Genomic DNA, 20776 nt, shown 5'->3' with positions numbered 1-20776 from the left:
GCGCACACCGGGAAGTGAGGATATGTCGTGGTCGGCTTCGGTCTGATCGATGAGTGGGAACCGGCCCCCGGCCGCCTCACCAGCTGGGTGGCCTCGCCGCAGGCGCTCGAGCGGGCCGCGCGGGCGCCGGAACATCCTGTCCCGCCGGCACATCAGCAGGAGGAATATCTGCGCCTCGCGGATCGGCACCGCGAGGCGGATTTCCGGTATTCGGGCCTGTGCGTGGTGACCGCCGAGATTCCGGCCGGGGACCTCGATCGCGAGGCGATGACCCGCGTGGTGAACGCATTCCTGTTGCGGCACGACACGTTTCGCACCTGGTTCGCCCTCGGGCCGGGCGGGACGGTCCGGCGGCACCTGGTACCCGCCGAGGCCGTCGAATTCGTCCCGGTCGATCACGGCGAGATCTACGACGCGGAAAGTATCCGCGATCACGTGCAGAAGACCACCCCGGGACCGTTCAGTTGGGACTGCTTCACCTTCGGCGCCATCGAGCGCGCCGAATCCACCACCGTGTACCTGGCCGCGGACCATCTGCACACCGACGGATTCGGTCAGTACATAGCGGGATTCGAACTGGCCATGCTGTACATCGGACAGGTGTGGCAGGACACCGGCACGCTCACCGAACCGGCCAGCTATCTGGACTACTGCGCCCGCGAACGCGCGTACACCGAACAGCTGACGCTGAATTCGCCGGGCGTGCGTCGCTGGGGACAGCTGTTGCGCGGCAACGACGGCCGATTGCCCTCCTTCCCACTGGATCTGGGCAAACGCCAGGACGGCTACAACCGCAGCGCGCACCGCACCGTCACCCTGATGGACGAGGCCGCGGCAGAACGGTTCGAGCGGGTGTGCGGCGAGCAGGGCGCCGAGTTCGCCGGTGGCATCTTCGCCGCGGCGGCACTGGCCGAACGCGAATTGACCGGCGGCGACTACTACTTCGGCATGACCCCGATCAGCACCCGCGTCTCGGCCGCCGAGCGCGCATCGGTGGGCTGGTACGTGAACCTGGTGCCGGTGGCCTTCCCGGTCGGCGCGAAAACCTCGTTCAGCCGCATGGTTCCGATGGCGCAGCGCGCCTACGACGACGGGCTGCTGCTCGCGCCCACGGCCCTGCACCGGGTATTGCACCTGCTGCAGTCCGATCCGGAGATCAAGGCCGGGCCCGGTTCGGGACATCCGATGATCTCCTATGTGGACACCCGCGAGCTGTCCGGCAGCGAATACTTCGACATGGCCGACTGCGGTGTTTACGCGAACCGGGCAGCCTCGGAGGAGGTTCTGATGTGGATCAACCGTTTTCGCGAGCACACCACGCTGAGCGTCATCTATCCGGACACGCCCGTGGCACACGAGTCGGTGGACCGCTACATCACCGCGATGGCCGCGGTGTTCGCCGGGGTCGCGGCGTGAGCGTCATCGATCAGGAGTACAAGGTGCGGACGGTCTTTCGTGACCCGGGCATACCGGACGGCGAACGGACCGCCTACACCGTCCTCGTCGAGAACCGTCCCGGACGGCTCGACCTGGACTCGGTGACCACTCGCGAGCCGGACGGCTACTCCTCGCTCATCGAGGCCCGCACGAGTGGCGGGGCTTTCGAAATGACGGTCCGTCAGCGATTCCGCCGGATCGAGGAGAGTCTGCACGCCGAAAGCTATTGTGCGGAATCGCGATCCGGCGGAGTCGTCGTGTCCCGTGAGGAGGGCCGGTTCCTGGGCGTGGAGCACCTGCAGTTCGGCGGGATGATCATGCCGTTCCCGGCGAACGTGATGCCGCTGCTGGGCGGGCTGATCCTGTTGCGCGGCTTGGACTTCACCGAAGGGGTCGAGGAGTCGATGGATCTGTGGCTGGCCTACTCGGTGCATTTGCCGCTGTCCGCCCGCATCGAACAGTGCGTGACCATCGAGGTCCCGGCCGGCCGGATCCGCTGCCGGCAGGTGCGGTTACGTCCGCGGCTGCCGCAGCTGAACACCATGGTGGACAAGGTGATCGGCGGATTCCTGCCGCCCGCGGTGGCGCATTTCGAGGCGGCCGAGCCGCACCGGCTGGTGCGGCTGGGCTTCCCGGTCGGGCCGATGCCCTGGGATCCGCGGGCCGTGCTGGAGTTGTCTACCTAGCGGCTGTCGCCGGCGCGGGGTGCGCCGTCGGCGTTGCGGCTCCGGCTGGGCATTCGCTCGGCGCCGCACGGCCCTGCAGACGTTCGTCCAGCCACCCGATCGCGCCGATGAATCCGGCGAACATGCCGATCGCGTGCTCACCCGGCACCGTGCGGAGCACCGCCCGCACTCCGCGAGAACATTGGGCCGCGAACAGATTCCGGGAATCCTCGGTGGGAATCCAGATGTCCCACACCGCGTGATAGATGTACAGCGGTGCGCCGGAGGTTCGTCCACGCAGATCCCACGCGGCGAAGATCTGTTGCGCCACCGGGCTGTTCAGCGGATCGGCGATGGTGGTGGCGATCTGGATCGGGACGCCGGTCACCCCGAGCGGTCCGTTGCTGTCCCCGCAGGTGTCCTTCACCGGCGAGGTCGCGGCCCATTGGCCCAGATGATTGAGATAACCCAGCAGTTCGGGGTGTTCGCGTGCGGCGGCCAGCGCCACCACCATCAGGATTCCCGAGGCCATATTGCCGTTGAACTTGTGCGCGATGTTCCGGTAGTCGGTGACCAGACCACCGGTGGTGACTCCCGCCAGTACATCGTTCAGATCCGGTGCGTACTCGCGCTGCAGCATCGCCGCGGAATACGAGGCGATCGCTCCGCCGGAGTAGCCGGCGATCGCGAATCTGCTGTGGGAGAACACCTTCGGATCCTGCGCGCGCACCGCGCGAATGGCGTCCAGCACGATGTGCCCGGCCACATTCGGGTCCGCGTAGGCCATTCTGGGGCCCTCGTGATCGGGGATCAGCACCGCGTAGCCGCGAGACAGACCCCACCACGTCGTCGGTGGAATCAGGTCGCCGATACTGAACTTCGCGTGCGGGCCGTGCGCCATCGCGTAACTCGGCGTGCAGCGCAGCCCGAGCGAGTTGATCGGCAGCGCGTTCACCACCACCGGGCGGCCCCCGGGACCGGTCCAGGCCGCGGCCGGGATCGCCAATGTGGCTGTGCCGAAGGAGGGTTGGCCGTTGCCGTCGGTCGTGCGGAACTTCAGCAGCAGCGCCCGCCGGATGGGCACCGCCGCGAGCAGAGCCGAGGTCGCGGTCACATCCCGCACCGAGATGATGTCGCCCGGATGCAGACCGTTGAGGTCGGCAGGCCAGGAATCGAAGAACGGATCACCGGCCGGCGGAGATTGCACGGCCCGCCACAGTGCCGCCAGTTGCGGTGACAGCCGGGCGCTCGGCGGCGACGCTGCCGCCGGGAGATTCGGTGCGGGAACGGTGTTGTCGATCCACTGCTGTGGACCGCTGGGCGCCGCGTCGGTGGGCTCGGCCGTGCCGACGCCGGGAAGCGGCGTGGTCAGCAGACATCCGGCCAACGCGGTGATCACAATCGTGCGCAGAGGTTTCACAATTCTCGTCATTCGTCCTGTTACAGGGAACCACCCGACCACGAACACGGTAGGAACGGCCGCGCGAAGCGGCCGGTGGGCGCGTGAATTCGATGCGTGTTCACAGTAGCGGGTCCGCGGTTTTGTGGGGTGCCAAGGTTCGGCGCGTTTGTCCGCTCGGCCGCGGTGGGCGCGCCGATACGCTCCAGCGGATTCGTCGGGGCAATCGGTGAGCGAGGTGTGCACAGTGGCCGGTATCGGTATTCGCAATCCCACTGCCGCGATGCGGGGTGAGCTGACCGCATGGCTGACCTTCGCCGCCTGCCTGCTCTCGGTGTTCATGCAGATGATCGATGTGACCATCGTGAACACCGCACTGCCGGACCTCACCCGGGATCTGGCCGCCTCGTCATCGGCGCAACTGCTGGTGATCTCGGGATACTCCCTCGCCTTTGCGTGCACCCTGCTCACCGCGGCCCGGCTCGGTGCGCTGTGCGGACGCCGCAGGGTCTTCCTGGTGGCCGTGGTGATGTTCACCGCGGCTTCGATCTGGTGCGGAACATCCACCGGGGCAACCGAATTGGTGGTGGCGCGGATCGTGCAGGGGATCGCCGGGGGTGCGATGGCCGCGCAAACCCTGGCGATCCTGGCGGCGAGTTTCCCGCGCAGCCGCCATCCGCAGGTGTTCGCGCTGTACGGGCTGGCCGCGGGCGGGGCGGGGATGGCCGGTCCCATACTGGGCGGGATCCTGCTGACGCTGAATCTGTGGAATCTGGGCTGGCACTGGGTATTTCTGATCAATCTGCCGCTGGGCATCGCCGCCTTCGCGCTCGCGGCGCGTTTCCTGCACGTCGGCTCCGAAACCGGCAGTGAGCGTTTGGATCTGGGCGGTGTGGCGCTGTCGGCGGCGAGCCTGCTGGCGCTGCTGTACGCGCTGGCCGACGTCCAGCAGCACGGGTGGCGGGCGTTGCCGGTGGGTATCCTGCTCGCGGCGATCGCACTGGGCGCGGGATTCCTTGTGTATCAACGCGTTCTGATCCGGCGCGGACGCGCACCGCTGATGCGCCCGGATCTGTTCGCGAACCGCGGCTTCGCCGTCGGCTCGATCCTGGTGACCGGATTTTTCGGCATGTTCACCGCGTTCGTCTTCGCCGCCTCCATCACCTTGCAGGATGAACTGCATTTCTCGGCGTTGCGCACGGGCATCGCGATGACGGTGTTCGCGCTGGGCGCCGGCGCGGGTGCGCTGGCCGCACCACTGCTGGTGCGGCGCTGGGGCGTTCGATCGCTCGCCGGCGGGATCGCCCTGTACGCGGGATGTATGGCGGTCGCGGCGGTGTATCTGGTCCTGACCGGCGGGGCGATCAGCGTTGCGCTGACGGTGGTTCCGGTATTCGTCTCGGGGCTGGGCGTCGGGGTGTTCGGGCTGCAGGTGCAGCCGGTGATGCTCGCGGGCCTGGATCAGGGGCAGATGGGGGAGACCTCGGGGCTGCTGCCCACCCTCGAACAGATCGGCAACGCGGTCGGCCTGGCGGTGTTGAGCACGGTGTTCTTCCGCGCGCACACCCTGGGCGGAAGTGTCGCCATGTTCGCCGCGATCGCGGTGGTGGCCGCGGGACTGGCCGGGGTGACGCTGCTGCTGCCCGAACCGCCGCGGCACGATGCGGCCGCGGCCGACGTCAGCGATCCAGCGCCGCGCTGAGCGTCGGCCAGGCGTTGTGCAGGTCCTGCTGCCAGTAGCCCCACGAGTGCGTGCCGACCGGCCGGAGCGCGACCGTCGCTGGAATCCGCAACTGCCGCAACCGTTCTCGCAACTCCTGGGTGCACCGCCCGGCCAGTGTGTCCAGGATGCCGCCGACCAGGATCTGATCGGCCAGCTTCATCGCATTGTGCCCGATACCCGGCCCGTCGAGGGTGTCGAGCGGTCCGGGCAGGCCGTTGCCGGACGAGACGTACAGCGCCAGCCCGCGCAACCGGTCCGCGTGCAGATACGGGTCGTTCGCTCGCCAGGCCGGATCGGTCGGCGGGCCCCACATGTTGCGGCTGTCACCACCGGTCGCGGTGACGATGGTGTCGACCATGAGCTGGCCGAGCGGATCGCTGGTACGCACACATCCGCTGAACGACCCCACGCCGCGATACAGCTCCGGCGCGGCCAGCGCCAGCTGGAACACCGATACGCCCGCCATGGACAGGCCCGCGATGGCGTTCGCGCCCGTTCCGCCGAAGGCCGAATCGATGATCGGCGGCAGTTCACGGGTCAGGAAGGTGCTCCAGCGCTGGCGGCCGTGCACCGGATCGTCCGCGCGCCAGTCGGCGAAGAAACTTCCCGCCCCGCCGACCGGCATCACGACGGTCACCTGCTTGTCCGCGAAGTACCGCGCCGCGTCGGTGCGGGTCAGCCAGTTGCCGCCTGCGCGCCAGCCGCTCGGACTGCCGCCGCCGTCGATGCCGTTGAGCAGGTACAGCGCCGGTGCGCGTCGCGAAATATCCGGCGGGGGAAGCACTTCCACCGAGATCGAGCGGCGCATGGCGGCGGAGTAGACGGTCAGCTCGGCCACCCGTTCCCGCCCGGCGACGGCGGTCACCAGATGTGAGCCGTCCGGGCCGGGCCGGGCGTGCGCCGATGCGGCGGTGACCGCGTCGGCGGGGGCGGCGCCGGCGGGTGCGGCTGCGTGGCCGCATACCAGCGCCGCTGCCGCGCACACCGTGACGAGGCGGAATCGGTGTGCGCGGCGGAGTCCGGTCGGATGATGCACCTGACGCCTCCCCACTGCCGGACACGATGGAAGCGACGCTAGGAGCCAACCCCGCCGCGGAACAAGGTTTCCGCGCATCCCTTGGGTTTTCCGCCAATCCGACGCCGAAGGTGTTGGACCGGAGCACAATCGGCCGCCCGCGGTGGGCATGTTCGTGCCGCCGCCACTGTGAAGGACTCGGACCGTGTCCGGCGGGTGCTGTGAATTGTCCGAAGGCGGTGGTGATCGCTCGATGCGGAGGTGAATTTTCGGCAACATGGTTCTGCACGCCTGAACGAGGAGTACGACCTTGGTCACCGATATCGTGGAGGTGACCGCGGATATCCCGGTCGCCCGGGACACAGTGTGGCAGTTGCTCACCGAACCCGCCACCTATGCCCGACTGTTCGCCGGAATCGGCGCCTGCGATCCCGTGGAGGCGATCGCGGGTCTGCCGCAGTGGCTGGTGCGGATCGGCGCTCCGCACACCGAGGTGCGCACCCTGACGGTCGCCCTGCTCGACGGCGGGCACGGGCGCCGGTTCGAATTGCGTTGCGCGACAGTGGGCAGCTTCGCCGCGGTCCGGCTGCGCCAGCGCGAGGACGACGTGCGGGTGACCGTGACCTATTTCGCGCCCGGCCGCATCCATCCCGCGGTCGCCGCCCTGGACAACGGACAGCTCGAAGCCTGGACGCACGAGGGGCTCGGCCGGCTGGTACAGTTGGCTAACGGGTCGGCGACCTCGGTGGTGGTGAACGGCCAGGATTCGGCCCTGTCGTTCCGGGCCGCGGTGATCCGGCAGATGGTCGCCTCCGGCGTGGTGCGCACGTACCGGCCCGACCACGGTGCGCGGCAGATCAATTCGCTGGCTACCTGGGGCTTCACCCTGGGCGGTGGGTACGCCGCGGCGGCGGCCCGGGAACCCGGCGGCGCGGCGATCCTGGACCGGAACGGCGTGCGCAGCTTCGCCGAGATCCACGAACGGACCCAGGCGCTGGCGGGCGCGATGTCCGTGAAGCTCGGGCTCACCGCACGCGACGCGATCGGCCTGCTGGCCCGCAATCATGCCGGCGCGGTCGAAACCATCGTCGCCGCAGGCAAACTCGGCGTCGACGTGGTGCTGCTCAACGCGGGCCTGTCGCCCCGGCAGCTGGAGGAGACCGTGCAGCGGCATCGGTTGACCACGCTGTTCGTGGACGACTGCCTGGACCCGCTGATCCGATACCTCAACTCCGATGTGCACCGCTACCGCACCGATTACGATGTGGCCGAGAGTGTTTGCGCTCCCGCCGATCCGGGCCGCACGACGATCGGCGAGCTGATCGCGCTCGGGCACAACGAATTTCGCCGTCCGCAGAGCCCCGGGCGGTTGATCGTGCTGACCTCGGGAACCAGCGGTGCGCCCAAGGGGGCGCGGCGGCCGCATCCGAAGGGGTTCGGCACCGTTGCCGCGCTGCTGTCCCGGATTCCGTGGCAGATGAACGAGACCATGGTGATTCCCGCGCCGCTGTTCCACACCTGGGGCCTGGCCGCGCTGCAGCTGAGCACCGCGCTGCGCGCGACCGTGGTGCTGCAGGACGAGTTCGACGCCCGGGAATGCCTGCGGCTGGTCGCCGAGAACCGCGCCGGCACACTGATTCTCGTGCCGACCATGGTGCAGCGCATTCTGGATCTGCCGGCCACCGAGCGGGCCCGGTACGACACCTCGAGCCTGCGAGTGGTCGCCAGCTGCGGTGCGCCGCTGGCCGCGGCGACCGTGCTGCGGTTCGCCGAGGTGTTCGGCGAGATCCTGTACAACGTCTACGGATCCACCGAGGTGTCCTGGGCGACGATCGCCACTCCGGAGGATCTGCGCATCTCGCCGACCAGCGCGGGCCGCCCGCCGCTGGGCACGAGAATCGCTGTGCTGGACGCTGATCGGCGCCCGGTGCCGATCGGTGCGACCGGCCGCATCTTCGTCGGCAACCGCATGCTGTTCGACGGCTACGTCAACTACGCGCCGCCCGAGGAGGCCGACGGACTCCTGGACACGGGCGATCTGGGCTACCTGGACGCCGCGGGCCGCCTGTTCATCGCCGGGCGCGGTGACGAGATGATCATCTCCGGCGGCGAGAACGTCTTCCCGCGCCCGGTGGAGGAGGCGCTGTCCTATCTGCCCCAGATCACCGATGTGGCGGTGGTCGGGGTGCCCGATCGCGAATTCGGCCAGCGCCTGGCCGCATACGTGGTCAAACGCGAGGACTCCGGCCTGGATTCGGACATGATCCGCACCTACATCCGCAACCGCCTCAGCAGATTCTCGGTCCCCCGCGACGTCACCTTCCTGGAGTCCCTGCCGCGCGGTGAAACCGGCAAGATCATCAAGCGCCTGCTCTCGGGTGAATACCTGCCCGGCCCACCGGCTTTCGCCGATGGGCTGCCGGACGGTGGCTCCTGACCGCCGCAACGATTCACCGTGCGATACCTGAATTCCCGCTGGCGACCCTCTCGGCTATCACCCACGTCAACGACCCCGTCATCGGTGCAATAATGGAGCCGCTGGCCGCCGCATTGCGGACACTCGACGAAGAAGACCGCCGTATCTTCGCCGAACTCACCGAACTCGGTTTGGGCGATAGCCCGGCCGCACACATCTGGAGGCAGCTGATGGCCGTGGATTTGTCGTTCTTCCGCTCGGAGACCTCGCAGCGACTGCGTGCCGAGGGCGCAGCCCAGGGGAAAGCGGAGGGCAAGGCGGAGGGCAAGGCAGAAGCAATTCTCGACGTTCTGGCCCAGCGCCGTATCGCTGTGCCCACTGAAGCCCGCGACCGGATCACCGCCTGCACGGACCACGACCAACTCACGACCTCGCTCACGCGAGCGATCACCATAGAGACGATCACCGAGCTGTTCAACTGAGAACCCGCTGCGGTCACCGCCCGGCACCGCATCCCGCGGCCGCTGGACGCGCTGTCGGCGGCCGCGACCCGCAGGATCCAGCGTTCGATGCGCGGCGCGCGCAAGCGCGCGTACCGGGGCGGTGCGGCTGATGCTGAGTTCGCTTGCGGCCCTGGGTTTCGCGGTGGCCCCGGAACGGAATTCAGGATCGGTGCGTGATTCCGGTCTGCGCGTTGGGGCCGGGAGTGACCTCGGTGACCGGGACGTCGCCGAGCGCGGCGTCGGCGGCGGCGAGCAGTTCGTCCGAGAGTTCCACGCCGGAGGCGATGCTGTTGGCGTGGACCTGTTCGGGGCGGGACGCGCCGATGATCGCCGAGGCGACCTCGCCGCGGCGCAGGACCCAGGCCAGTGCCAGTGTCGGCATGCTGATGCCCGCGCCCTCGGCCAGCGGGACCAGTCGCTGCACGGCTTCGGCCGCGGCCTCGCTGTTGACCAGTCCCTGTGCGAATCCCATTGTCTCACTGGCGAATCGGGTTCCGGCGGGGGCGGGCTGCCCGGGCAGGTACTTGCCGGTGAGCAGTCCTTGCGCCAGTGGCGACCAGACGATGTTGGAGATGCCGTTCTTCGAGGTCAGATCGAACAGCTCGGCCTCGGGAGCCTGCCAGAGCATGGAGTACTGCGGCTGGGAGGAGACGAACAGATCGGGTCCGCCGATCTCGATCGCGGCTTCGATCTGCTCATTGGTCCACTCGCTGAAGCCGAGATACCGCGCCTTGCCCTGTTCGACGACCCGCTGTAGCGCCTCGACGGTGTCCTCGATCGGCACGACGGGATCGAAGCGGTGCGCCTGGTACAGGTCGACGTGGTCGGTGCGCAACCGGGTTAGCGAGGCGTCGATCTGCTTGGCGATCTGCGCGGGGGACAGGCCGCTGTCGGCGGGATCGTCGGACATCTGGCCCCATACCTTGGTGGCCAGGATGTAGGAATCCCGCCCGCGTCAGAGGCCCAGCAGTTCCGCGAGGGTGCCGCCCAGGACGCGGTCGCGCAGTTCGCCCGGTGCCGTGGCTCGTTCCACCGCGGCCCGAGCAAGTACGGGGTCGCCGTAGGGAGCGTCCGAACCGAACATGGTGCGGTCGGGAGCCTCCGCGATTGCCAGCCTGACCGCGAAAACAACTGGAGCCGTGGACAGTTCGAGGTAGATGTTGTGGTTGTCGCGGGCCAGTTCGACGGCCGCGAGCCAATTGAGTCCACCGAGTTGGCTGACCACGAGCGGAACATCTCTGTAGCGGCGAGCGAGGGCGCCGAAAGTTCGCAGATCCTCGGCGGTAGTGGGTGCGAATCCGTGCACGACCACAGGTAGGCCACCGTGATCCGACGACGCCCGCAATACCGGCTCGATCCGTGCGGCTCTGCCGGGCGGCGGCGTCAGTTCTCCGATGCCGAGCAGACCGCGACCGATCACCTCTCGGTCGACATGGTCTTCGATCCGCGCCGGCGCCAGGTCGAGGTCTACCGTCCCGAAGCCGATGAACCGGTCCGGATACGCGGCCAATGCCGAGTCCAGCTCCTGCCACGCCCGGCGAAACACGTCTTCGCTCCTGACGCGTCCGCCGAGGGCATCGGTCAGCGCGTTCATCTCGGTTCGAAGGGTGGCGAGGTCGGTAGCTCGTTCCGGATGTGGCCGGGTGGCGAACAGCACCGCGCGGTCGGCGCCCGCCTCGTCCAGCAGGGAGATATGCGTGTGCAGCGGATCGTGGACATGGCTGTGCGCATCGATGATCAAGGGAATTGCCTCCTGTCCGGTCGCGGGAATGCGACCGCGAGTGCAGTGTTGAACATTGACGCTGTGGCAAGGTCAAGCGAGCCGGGAGGCGGAATGTTGATCGGGGAGTTGGCGGACCGCACCGGGGTCAGTGAACGGCGACTGCGTTATTACGAACGCGTCGGTCTGCTCGTCCCGCGGCGTCAGGCCAACGGGTACCGCGACTACGACGCCGCGGCCGAGCGCACCGTGGTGCAGATCCGCGCCCTGCTGGCCGCGGGCCTGCCGACCCGCCTGATTCACCGTGTTCTGCCGTGCGCACTGGAAGACGGTTCGCTGCAACCTTGTCCCGGGGTGCTGAATGCACTGCGCGGCAGGCTGAATCGAATCGATCAGCAGGTAACCGAGTTGACCCGAGCCCAGTACGCGTTGCAGCAAGCGATAGCCGTCGCCGAACACCGTGCGACCCAACAGAATACGCACTGACCGACGACTCGGCGAGTGCCCTCGGGGCAGGCGCGACCGACGGCGGTCGCACCGCCGAAACCTGCCCTGCCGGGCTGGCACCCGGCGCGCCGGGCCCGCTGGTTGTCGGCGAGGAAGACGACTTTCCTTATGACGGAACCAATTCCGGCGACAGTGAGCGGCACGAGGCACGATTACCGAAGATTCTCGCCACCGCGAGTGCTGATGTGAAAGCGCAACGAACGAGGAGCCGACGGTGAGGATGACCGAATGACCGAACTGCTGGTGATGGTGAACGGCCTGCCCGGCGCGGGCAAGTCGACCCTGGCGAGGGCGCTGGCGCGCGAACTCGACGCGCGGTTCCTGTCGAAGGACGCCGTGAAGGAGGCGCTCGCGGCAAGCGTCGAGGGAGTCGACGACCTCCCGGCACTCGGCGCTATCGCCATGGATACGGTATGGGCGCTGGCGCAAGCGATTCCGGCCGACGTCGTCATCGATTCGTGGTGGTTCGCGCCCCGTGACCGTTCCCTGGCCCGCGCCGGTCTGGCCACGGCCGGGACCGTACGTACCGTCGAAATCTGGTGTCGGGTGCCTGCCGGGACAGCCCGGGCGCGGTACGCGAGCCGTCGCCGCCCCGCCTTGTATCGGGACCGGGAACACCTGGCAGGCGATTGGGATCTGTGGGCAGCGCGGGCCGAACCGCTCGGGTTGGCCGCGGCCACGATTTCGGTCGACACCTCCGGTCCGGTCGACTGTTCGCTGCTCGCCGAACGGGTTCGGTCAGCGGTGGGACGCTGATTCCCGCTGTGCCGGTGCGGAGTCGAGGGCTCGGCTGAAGAGCGGCCAGGAGTTGTGCAGGTCTTCCTGCCAGTAGCCCCAGGAGTGGGTGCCCGCGGGGCGGAAGTCGAACGTTGCGGGGATGTGGAGTTGGGCCAGGCGGTCGTGCATGCGGTGGGTGCACTGGTTGGTGGCGGCCTCGAGGATCGCTCCACTGGTGAGCTGGGACGCGAGTTTTTCCGGGTTGTCGTGGATTCCGGGGCCGTTCAAGGTGTCCAGGGGGCCTGGGATGCCGGTGCCGGAGGAGACGTAGATCGCGGTGCCGCGCAGGCGATCCGCGTGCAGGTACGGGTCGTTGGCGGCCCAGGCGGGGTCGCCCGGCGGGCCCCACATATTCGCGGCGTTGCCCGCCCAACGGCCGACCACCGCGGTGACGTACGCCTCGCCGAGCGGATTGCTGGTCTGCGCGCATCCGCTGTACGCGCCGATCGCCTGATACAGCCCGGGTGCGTCCAGGGCGAGCTGGAACACCGACGTCCCGGCCATCGAAATTCCGGCCAGCGCGTTCCTGCCGCTGCCGCGGAACGTGGAATTCATGATCGGCGGCAGCTCTTTGGTGAGGAAGGTGCTCCACCGCTGCCGTCCCAGCACCGGATCGTCGCTGCGCCAATCGGTGAAGTAACTTCCGCGCCCGCCCAGCGGGATGGCGACGGTGATCTGCTTGTCGGCGAAGAAATCGGCGATATCGGTCTGCTCGGTCCAGCTCGATTCGTCGACGCCTCCGTTCGCGCCGTTGAGCAGATAGAGCACCGGCGCGGGTTTCGAATGATCCAGGGCGCGAAGCACTTTCACGGTGATCACCGAATTCATCGCCGCCGAGTACACCCGCATGTTCACCATCCGGCCCGCGTCCGGGGTGAGGTTCACCAGATGCGAGCCGTCCACGGCGGGCCGCGCGGCGCTGCTGAGCGCTGGAATCGCGGTCGGCGCAACCGGATCCGCACCGGCAGTGCCGGCCCATCCCGCGGCCAGCGCCACCACGGGCGCGAGCATCGTCGCCTGTCGGCCGCGCGAGCGTGATCTGCGCGGTGCGGAATGTCTGCCCACCTGCTCCTCCCGGAGGTTCCGTTGGCCTGTGCACGGCAACGGTAGGGATGAATCATGAAGGGCGGCAATCCTTATCGGCGATGATTGGAAACGTATGCCGCGTCCGGCGCCGAGTGCTGTCAATCGTCACAACATCGTCCCCGACGTGTGGTCCGGGTTCATACGGCTGTCGTTGACTGGCTGTGGTGCCGCCCTGGAGATCGGGCGGTGACACCTCCCAACGCTGTGAATCGAGGGCACTCGTGGTCAATTTCGGTTTCTTCGACGACTGGCACCCACAGCCGGGCCGGGTCACCAGCTGGAGCGTTCCGCTGGCGGCGCTGGCCGTGATGCGGGACGCGCCGGAGCATCCGATCCCGCCCTCGTACCAGCAACAGGAGTATCTGCGCACCACCTGGCGCACCGCCGCCGCGGGCCACCGCTCCTCGCGGTTGTGCATGATCGCCTACGACATCCCGGGCGTGCCGAACATCGAGGCGATGACTCGCGCGGTCACCGCGTTCGTGCGGCGACACGAATCGTTCGCCAGCTGGTTCACCGTCGAGCCGGACGAACGCGTGGTGCGGCACGTGGTCGACGCGGACACACTCGAACTCGTGCCGACCGAATACGGCGAATTCACCGACAGCGACGCGATCCGCCGGCACGTGCAGGACACCACACCCGATGCGCTGCACTGGAATTGCTTCAGCTTCGGGATCATCGAGCAGGAGCAGGCGTTCACCGTGTACGCCGCGGTCGACCACCTGCACACCGACGGCGTCGCGCAGGCGCTGACCTGTGTGGATCTGCTGATGCTCTACGGTGCGGAACTGTCCGGCACCGAGCCCGCGCTCGCGCCGGTGGACGGGCATCTGGCCTACTGCGCCCGCGAACGCGCCTACAACGCCGAACTCACCGAGCAATCCCCGCTGGTCACCACCTGGCTGGAGTTGTTGCAGCGCAACGGCGGACAGATGCCGACCTTCCCGCTGTATCTGGGCACCGCGAACGCCTCGGGCTATGTGCGCGGCGCGGTGCTGACGCTGCCGCTGTTCACCGAGGCCGACGCGCTGCGTTTCGAACAGGCATGTGAGAACGGCGGCGGCCGGTTTCTCGGCGGGCTGTTCGCCACGCTCGCGCTCACCGAAGTCGAATTGACCGGTAACGATTGGCATTTCATCCTCAGCCCGGCCAACACCCGAAGCACGCCGGGCGAGGCCGGCGCGGTGGGTTACTACACGAATCTGCTGCCGATCGCCTTCGACGTGCCGCCGGAGTCGCGGTTCAGCGATCTGGTCGCGGTCGCGCAGGAGACCGCCGATCGAGCCAAAGAGCTCACCGACGTCTCCCCGCACCGGGTGCTGGAACTGGCCCCGCCGGAGCTGGGCATCCGCGTGCGGCCGGGCTGGGCCGCGATGATGCTGTCCTACGTCGACGTGCGCAAGATCGCCGGGGTGGAGATGTTCGACCGGATCAACGGCGGTCTGTTCGGCAACCGCGCCGCGGCAGGCGAGGTCTACGTCTGGATCAACCGCTTCCCGGACGCCACCACGTTGAGCCTGGTCTTCCCCGATACCGAGGATGCCAACGAATCGGTCGGGCGGTACGTCAAGACGCTCACCGAGATCACCGCCGCGGTGGCCGACGCCGGTGACTACGCCCTGCGGGTCGACGCCTGACCATGGCGATTCGGGGCATACCGGTTCGGGCGGACCGCGATAGCGCGGATCCGGCCGTCCCGGGTCGGCGCGCGTGGGCGGCACTGGCGGCCTGCCTGCTCGCGGTGTTCATGCAGATGTTGGACCTGACCATCGTCAACACCGCACTTCCGGTGCTGGCCCGCGATCTGTCGGCCACCGGCTCGGTGCAGCTGCTGGTGGTCACCGGCTACGGGCTGGCGTTCGCGTGCACCCTGCTGACCGCGTCCCGGCTGGGGGATCGGTTCGGGCGACGGCGACTGTTCCTGATCGGCATGGCGATCTTCACCGCGGCCTCGCTGGGCTGTGGTCTGGCCCGGCTCCCGATCGAACTGGTGGCCGGCCGGCTGGCGCAGGGACTGGGTGCGGCGGCGGTCTCGGCGCAGACGATCGCGATCGTGGCCGAGGTGTTCCCGCTGCGGCGGCGGCCGCTGGTCTTCGGCGTCTACGGTGCGGTCGCGGGCCTGGCCGGGCTGTCCGGGCCGGTGCTGGGCGGACTGATCGTCGGGTTGAACCCGGGCGGACTGGGCTGGCGGTCGATCTTCCTGCTGAATCTGCCGCTGGGCCTGCTCGCCCTGGCCCTGGCCGCGCGCTATCTGGACATCGGGCGAGCCGAACGGCCGGTGCGGGTGGACGTGCCGGGCGCGGTGCTCTCGACGGCCGGGCTCGCCGCGGTGCTGTATCCGGTGTCCACGGGCCGTGACTCGGGCTGGCCGCCCGGTGCGCTGGTCCTGTTGGCAGCGGGCGTGGCGGTGCTGGCCGGATTCGGTTGGCGGCAGCGGTGGGTTACCGTGCGCGGCGGCACGCCGCTGATCTGCGCGGAGGTGTTCCGCGATCGCGGCTTCGGCGTGGGATCGGTTCTGCTGCTGGTGTTCTACGGATTGTTCGCGGCGTTGCTGTTCACCGTGTCGATGACCGCGCAGACCGGCCTGGGCTGGTCGGCGTGGCAGACCGCGCGGCTGCTGCTGCCGTTCGCGCTCGGCGCCCTGGTCGCGGCGCTCACCTCACCGATACTGATGGCGCGCTTGGGATCTCGGTCGTTGACCGTGGGCGTCGGGCTGTTCGCGCTCGGTGTCGCGCAGATGGCGCTGACGGTACATCCCGCATCCGGCGGCGTGGATACGCGCGCGCTGAGCGAACCGGTGCTGCTGGCCGGGGCCGGGATGGGCTGGCTCGCCGCGCCGCTGCCGGCGGTGATGGTGGCCGGGCTGGGGCAGGGGCCGACAGGTAGCGCCTCCGGGCTCGCGCCGACCGTCCAGCAGCTCGGCAGCGCGATCGGCGCGGCCGTGCTCGGGAGTGTGTTCTTCACTCGAATCGCCGCCGGTTCCGGCGTGGACGACGCGAAAGTGCTTCTGGCGCAGCATTTGTCCGAGCGCGGCGCGGCGCCGGGCGATCGAATCGAGGCGGTCCGGCGTTTCGGCGATTGTGCCCGTGCCGCCTTCGCCTCGCCGTCGCACGTGCTGCCGGTGCGCGGCTGCGCGGGCGGCGAGATCGACGCGGCCGTGGCGGCGGCGGCCACCGCGCCGACGTTCCTGCAGGCCTGCGTGACGGTGCTGTGGATCGTCGCGGCGGTCGCGGGCGTGCTCACGGTACTCACGTTCGCGCTGCCGCGGCGACCGGGGACTCAGCCGTGACCGCGATCTTCGACCGCGCCGACCGGAACGAGAGGCTTGCCGCGGAACAGGATTCGTCCGCCGGTGAGGTCCGGTTCGCGGCGCCGGCGGTCATCGCCATCGCGGTCGTCACCGGGCTGATCCTGCTGGTCCGCGCCGGACGGTACGAGTACTTCGGCGACGAACTGTACTTCGTGGCCGCCGGGAGTCATCTCGCCCCCGGCTATGCCGATCAGGGGCCGCTGGTTCCGCTGCTGGCCCGGGTAGCTTGGACTCTGGCACCCGGATCGGTTGTGACACTGCGCGTCCCGTCGATCCTGGCCGCCGTCGCCGGGGTTCTGGCGGCCGGAGCGTGCGCCCGGGAAATGGGCGGGCGCCGCCGCGCGCAGGTGCTGGCGGCGCTGGCCGGCGCGACGTGTCCGTACCTGATCACGCAGGCCGCGAGCCTGTCCACCTTCGCGCTGGACAGTGCGCTGAGTGCGGCCGCGCTGTGGCTGCTGGCCCGCTGGACCCGGCTGCGCCGGGACCGGCTGCTGGTCGGGGCCGCCACCGTGATCGCCGTGGACCTCGAGGTGAAACTGCTGGCCGTGGTGCTGGTTGCCGGGATCATCGTTGGGGTCGCGGTGTGCGGGCCGCGCGAATTGCTGTCGCGTCCGGCGCTGTGGTGGTCCGCGCCGGTGCTGATGATCACGGTGTTGCCGGGCATGTTCTGGCAACAGCGGCACGGCTGGCCGCAGCTGGCGATGGGCGCGGTGATCCGCGCCGAACAGCGCGCGGCTACCGGCGGTGTGCGGGGACTGCCGGTGCAGTGGGCCCTGCTGACCGGACTGCTGGGCGGGCTGCTGGCGCTGTGCGGATGGTGGGCGTTACTGCGGCACAGCGGCTTTCGATCCCATCGCTGGATCGGTATCGCCGCGGTCGTGACGGCGGTGTTCGTGATCGTCAGCGGCGGGCGGCCCTACTACGTCGCGGGAATGTTCCCGGCGTTGTTCGCCGCCGGGGCGGCGGCGATCCCGGACCTGCGGCATCGCGCGGCGCGGACCGCCGGGGCCGCGGTGGTCGCGGTATCGGTCGCGATATCCCTGACGGTGGTGTCGGCGCTGCCGCTCACCCGGGCCGATCGACCGGTCCGCTCCCAAGCCGAATTGTCCACGCGCATGCGAACCTTCGGCACAAGTGGCTGGTCCCGGCTGGTCGGCGGCGTGGACGCGGCCTACCGCGCCGTAGCGCCCGGCGACCGTGCCGGTGTCGTCGTCCTCACCCAGACCTATTGGCAGGCAGCGGCTCTCGATGAGCTCGGCCCGCCCGGCCATCCGCCGGTGTACAGCGCGGATCGCGGATACGCGTACTTCGGCAGCCCGGCCGAGGCCGCGCGCATCGTGCTGTACGTGGGCACCGGTGCATCGGATACGCTGCCGCACAACGTCTTCGAGGTCGCCGATCCGGTCGTGCGGATCGACGACCCATTCGGCTTTCCGGGCATCGATCGCGGGGTGAGGATCTGGCGTTGCCGGCATCCACGGCGGCCCTGGTCCGTGCTGTGGCCGAATCTGACCACCCTCGTCCTGGATCCCGGACTCTGACCGCCGTCCGCGCGCCACCAGAAAGAAGCTGCCTCATGCCCGTCTCGCACACCGGCCCCACCTGGTTCGACCGCCGCTGGTCCGTCCCGGACCTCATCGAGCGCAAACACGGCCGCCGCGTCTCGGTGGTCCTGCCCGCACTCGACGAGGAGGCCACCGTCGCCGGGGTGATCGCCACGATCCGCCCGCTCGTGGGCGGGCTGGTCGACGAATTGCTCGTGCTGGACTCGGGTTCGACCGACGGCACCATCGCGGCCGCCCGCGACGCCGGCGCCACCGTGTACACCCGCGAACAAGCCTTTCCGCAGCTGCCGCCGCGACCCGGCAAGGGGGAGGTGCTGTGGCGTTCGCTGGCGGTGGCGCGGGGGGATCTGATCGTGTTCGTCGACTCCGATCTCATCTCCCCCAGCCCGATGTTCGTGCCGTCCCTGCTCGCGCCGCTGCTGTTCGATCGCGGCCTGCACCTGGTGAAGGGCTTCTACCGGCGGCCGCTGCGCACCGAGGGGCGCACCGACGCCGATGGCGGCGGCCGGGTCACGCAGTTGGTCGCCCGGCCGCTGCTGGCCGCCCTCGCGCCCGAACTCGCCGAGATCGTGCAGCCGCTCGGCGGCGAGTACGCCGCCACCCGGGAGTTGCTCACCGCAATCCCGTTCGCCCCCGGCTACGGCGTCGAAATCGGTATTCTGCTGGACTGTTTCGCGCGGTACGGCATCGAAACCATCGGCCAGGTCGACCTGGGCACCCGGCTGCACCGCAACCGCCCGAACGACGAATTGGCCGCGATGAGCCGCCAGATCATCGCGACATTGCTGGACCGCCTGGGCCTCGAGGACTCCGGCAGCGGTCTGCCGCAATTCATCCCGCACGGCACCGGCTGGCGTCGCACGGTCACCGAGCCCAGTTTCGCCGACCGGCCGCCGATGAGCCTGGCCCTGGATCCTGCGGCCGATGCGGACCCCGAATGGTCCGATCTGGCATCCCGGCTGGGCATCGCGTGACTCGTCCCGCGCGCTGAAATATCCGAATACGACGAATTCGCCACCATTCCATTGGGAAATGTCACTTGATTCGCCCGCCGAATCGAAGTGCTGTTCACAGTCGACGCCCGCGCGATCGGCAGCGCACCCGGCCGCCTGTGCCGAACAGCCGCGCGAAAACGCGATACCTGCCCTCTACCAGTGGATTTCGTCGACAGAAAGCGTGCGGACCGACTTCGGTGGAAGTGCACAATCGGCGCGATCAGCGTTGTGTACTTCGAACATCCGCGATATCCGGCGGCCTCGGTAAAGTCTGCAATCGGGCGATGGAAAACAACTCCTGCGCTCCCTTTCGCTTCCGAGCCGATGAGGAATTTCATGACCCGCATGAGGACGAGCGCGATGTATTCGGATCGAGCGCCCGTGCGGACCGCTCGGCAGCCGGCGCACCCGACCGTCTTGGCGCGGTCCGTCGTGGACGGGCTGAACCTGACCGCTGTCGCGGACCGGCTCGATAACCGGCTCCGGGCGGATCTGCTCGAACTCGTGCGGTGCAGCATGCACGAACTGACCGAAGCCCCGGCCGGCACCGATCCGCGGCAGGTGAGCGATCGAATCGAATCGATCGCCCGCCGCTGGGCGCAGCGGGACCTGCCGGTCGAGATCCTGCACCGAGCCGTCCACGCGGCGGTTTCCGCGTCCCTGCAGTATTGGGCCCGCGGTGTCGCCTGGTCGGACGGGCGGGTCGTGCGCGCGGAGGGCGCCGGCCTGATCGATGTGCTGCGCACCCTCTCGGCCGCGGTCGCCCGCGGATACGCCGCCGAGGTTCGCGCGATGACCACCGAGGGCCGGGTCGCCGCGGCGACCCTGGCCTCGGGCCTGCTGGCCGGCCGCGCTGTCGGCACACTCGCCGCCGGATCCACAGCGGGACTGGCGAATTCGTATCTGGTCGTGGCCGTGGCGATCGGCGCGCATCCGCAGGAGAGCGATCCGCGACTCGACGCTCGCGTGGTCGCCCGCCGCAAGCTGCGCCGCATCCAGGCCGAACTCGCGACCGGCTGCCGCCCTCGTGCGCTGTCGTTGCTGAGCGTCGACGGCGGCACGATCCTGATTCCCGCGCAGGACCCGGCTACCGGTGCGGATCACGCCGCGGTCGAACAGTGGGTGGGGGAACGGATCGATCGGCTCGCCCAGGTCGCGGGCGCACCGGTGACCGCGACGTTCGTCGCGGCCGATCAGTCCGCGATCCCGCAGACCGCGGATCTGGCCCACGAATTACTGGATCTGGCAGTACATCTGGGCCGCGGACCGGGCCTGCACCGATTCCGGGATCTGGCCTGCGAATACCAGTTGTCGCGTCCGGGCCGGGCCAACCGGCGGATCCGGTCGGTGCTGGACCCGCTGCGCGGCGATCCGGCTCTGCTGGACACCCTGCGCGCATTCCTGGGCTCGCCCGGAACGCAGCACGCGGTGGCCCGGCGGCTCGGCGTCTCGGTCGGGACGCTGCGCCGGCGGCTCGTGCGTATCGCGACGCTGACCGGGCTGGATCCGGAGACGGCGAAGGGTTCGTGGTATCTGCGTTCGAGTCTGGTCGCGCGCGTCGTGAACGGTGAGCAGCCCGGAACATCGCTGAACAGAGCCGGCTGAACGGAGCCCGGTGGATTGACACCGAGTCGTTGTCGTTCACCTCCGGCATA

General features: G+C 69.0%; 17 protein-coding genes. 12 read left to right on the top strand and 5 right to left on the bottom strand.

All coding sequences use genetic code 11. From position 1 onward, the window contains the following. The first annotated feature begins 27 nt into the window (after positions 1–27). Positions 28–1416 carry a condensation domain-containing protein gene (locus AC5WS7_RS08745; RefSeq protein ID WP_495953904.1) on the top strand — a complete coding sequence of 463 codons (1389 nt, stop codon included), beginning with the start codon at positions 28–30 and terminating at the stop codon, positions 1414–1416. Then, entirely contained in the window at positions 1413–2123 is a 711-nt protein-coding gene (locus AC5WS7_RS08740; RefSeq protein ID WP_495953903.1) for a hypothetical protein, read from the top strand. Before AC5WS7_RS08745 ends, AC5WS7_RS08740 begins: the two co-directional genes overlap by 4 nt. On the opposite strand, the gene AC5WS7_RS08735 is transcribed toward AC5WS7_RS08740, so the two are convergent. Then, entirely contained in the window at positions 2116–3534 is a 1419-nt protein-coding gene (locus AC5WS7_RS08735; RefSeq protein ID WP_495953902.1) for a lipase family protein, read from the bottom strand. The genes AC5WS7_RS08740 and AC5WS7_RS08735 overlap by 8 nt on opposite strands. Before the next feature lie 214 nt (positions 3535–3748). Here AC5WS7_RS08735 and AC5WS7_RS08730 point away from each other — a divergent pair, with 214 nt between their 5' ends. After that, positions 3749–5203 carry an MFS transporter gene (locus tag AC5WS7_RS08730; protein WP_495953901.1) on the top strand — a complete coding sequence of 485 codons (1455 nt, stop codon included), beginning with the start codon at positions 3749–3751 and terminating at the stop codon, positions 5201–5203. On the opposite strand, the gene AC5WS7_RS08725 is transcribed toward AC5WS7_RS08730, so the two are convergent. Further along, positions 5181–6260: an alpha/beta hydrolase gene (locus tag AC5WS7_RS08725; RefSeq protein WP_495953900.1), complete on the bottom strand. Its 1080-nt coding sequence runs from the start codon at positions 6258–6260 to the stop codon at positions 5181–5183. The genes AC5WS7_RS08730 and AC5WS7_RS08725 overlap by 23 nt on opposite strands. A 289-nt stretch (positions 6261–6549) precedes the next feature. On the opposite strand from AC5WS7_RS08725, the gene AC5WS7_RS08720 reads away from it, so the two are divergent. After that, positions 6550–8676 carry an AMP-binding protein gene (locus tag AC5WS7_RS08720; protein WP_495953899.1) on the top strand — a complete coding sequence of 709 codons (2127 nt, stop codon included), beginning with the start codon at positions 6550–6552 and terminating at the stop codon, positions 8674–8676. A gap of 92 nt (positions 8677–8768) precedes the next feature. After that, positions 8769–9137: a hypothetical protein gene (locus AC5WS7_RS08715; protein WP_495953898.1), complete on the top strand. Its 369-nt coding sequence runs from the start codon at positions 8769–8771 to the stop codon at positions 9135–9137. 181 nt (positions 9138–9318) lie between these two features. Here the strand turns inward: AC5WS7_RS08715 and AC5WS7_RS08710 are convergent, their stop codons facing one another. Together AC5WS7_RS08710 and AC5WS7_RS08705 are read right to left on the bottom strand one after the other, a co-directional pair. Then, positions 9319–10095, bottom strand: coding sequence for an aldo/keto reductase (locus AC5WS7_RS08710; RefSeq protein ID WP_495954508.1), 777 nt, complete (start codon positions 10093–10095; stop codon positions 9319–9321). Positions 10096–10113: 18 nt separating this feature from the next. Then, positions 10114–10899 carry an amidohydrolase family protein gene (locus AC5WS7_RS08705; protein ID WP_495953897.1) on the bottom strand — a complete coding sequence of 262 codons (786 nt, stop codon included), beginning with the start codon at positions 10897–10899 and terminating at the stop codon, positions 10114–10116. 93 nt (positions 10900–10992) lie between these two features. Here AC5WS7_RS08705 and AC5WS7_RS08700 point away from each other — a divergent pair, with 93 nt between their 5' ends. Further along, positions 10993–11364: a MerR family transcriptional regulator gene (locus AC5WS7_RS08700; RefSeq protein ID WP_495953896.1), complete on the top strand. Its 372-nt coding sequence runs from the start codon at positions 10993–10995 to the stop codon at positions 11362–11364. 249 nt (positions 11365–11613) lie between these two features. Further along, positions 11614–12141: a P-loop nucleotide/nucleoside kinase family protein gene (locus tag AC5WS7_RS08695; protein ID WP_495953895.1), complete on the top strand. Its 528-nt coding sequence runs from the start codon at positions 11614–11616 to the stop codon at positions 12139–12141. On the opposite strand, the gene AC5WS7_RS08690 is transcribed toward AC5WS7_RS08695, so the two are convergent. Further along, entirely contained in the window at positions 12124–13173 is a 1050-nt protein-coding gene (locus AC5WS7_RS08690) for an alpha/beta hydrolase (protein WP_495954507.1), read from the bottom strand. The genes AC5WS7_RS08695 and AC5WS7_RS08690 overlap by 18 nt on opposite strands. A 296-nt stretch (positions 13174–13469) precedes the next feature. Between AC5WS7_RS08690 and AC5WS7_RS08685 the strand changes: the two genes are divergently transcribed. The 5 genes from AC5WS7_RS08685 (at position 13470) to AC5WS7_RS08665 (ending at position 20726) form a co-directional block, all read left to right on the top strand. Continuing rightward, a complete protein-coding gene (locus tag AC5WS7_RS08685; RefSeq protein WP_495953894.1) occupies positions 13470–14888 on the top strand; it encodes a condensation domain-containing protein in 1419 nt (472 codons plus the stop codon). A 2-nt stretch (positions 14889–14890) separates the two neighbouring features. Beyond that, positions 14891–16540, top strand: coding sequence for an MFS transporter (locus AC5WS7_RS08680; protein WP_495953893.1), 1650 nt, complete (start codon positions 14891–14893; stop codon positions 16538–16540). After that, positions 16537–18102 carry a glycosyltransferase family 39 protein gene (locus AC5WS7_RS08675; protein WP_495953892.1) on the top strand — a complete coding sequence of 522 codons (1566 nt, stop codon included), beginning with the start codon at positions 16537–16539 and terminating at the stop codon, positions 18100–18102. Before AC5WS7_RS08680 ends, AC5WS7_RS08675 begins: the two co-directional genes overlap by 4 nt. Before the next feature lie 35 nt (positions 18103–18137). Next, entirely contained in the window at positions 18138–19100 is a 963-nt protein-coding gene (locus tag AC5WS7_RS08670) for a glucosyl-3-phosphoglycerate synthase (protein WP_495953891.1), read from the top strand. Between the two features lie 357 nt (positions 19101–19457). Beyond that, positions 19458–20726, top strand: a complete 1269-nt coding sequence (locus tag AC5WS7_RS08665; RefSeq protein WP_495953890.1) for a PucR family transcriptional regulator — start codon at positions 19458–19460, stop codon at positions 20724–20726. The last annotated feature ends 50 nt before the right edge of the window (positions 20727–20776 follow it).

The sequence above is a fragment of the Nocardia sp. PLKS1-43 genome, assembly GCF_059510335.1.
The sequence above is the reverse complement of the archived record's forward strand: the minus strand, read 5'-3'. Positions and strand labels throughout refer to the sequence as shown.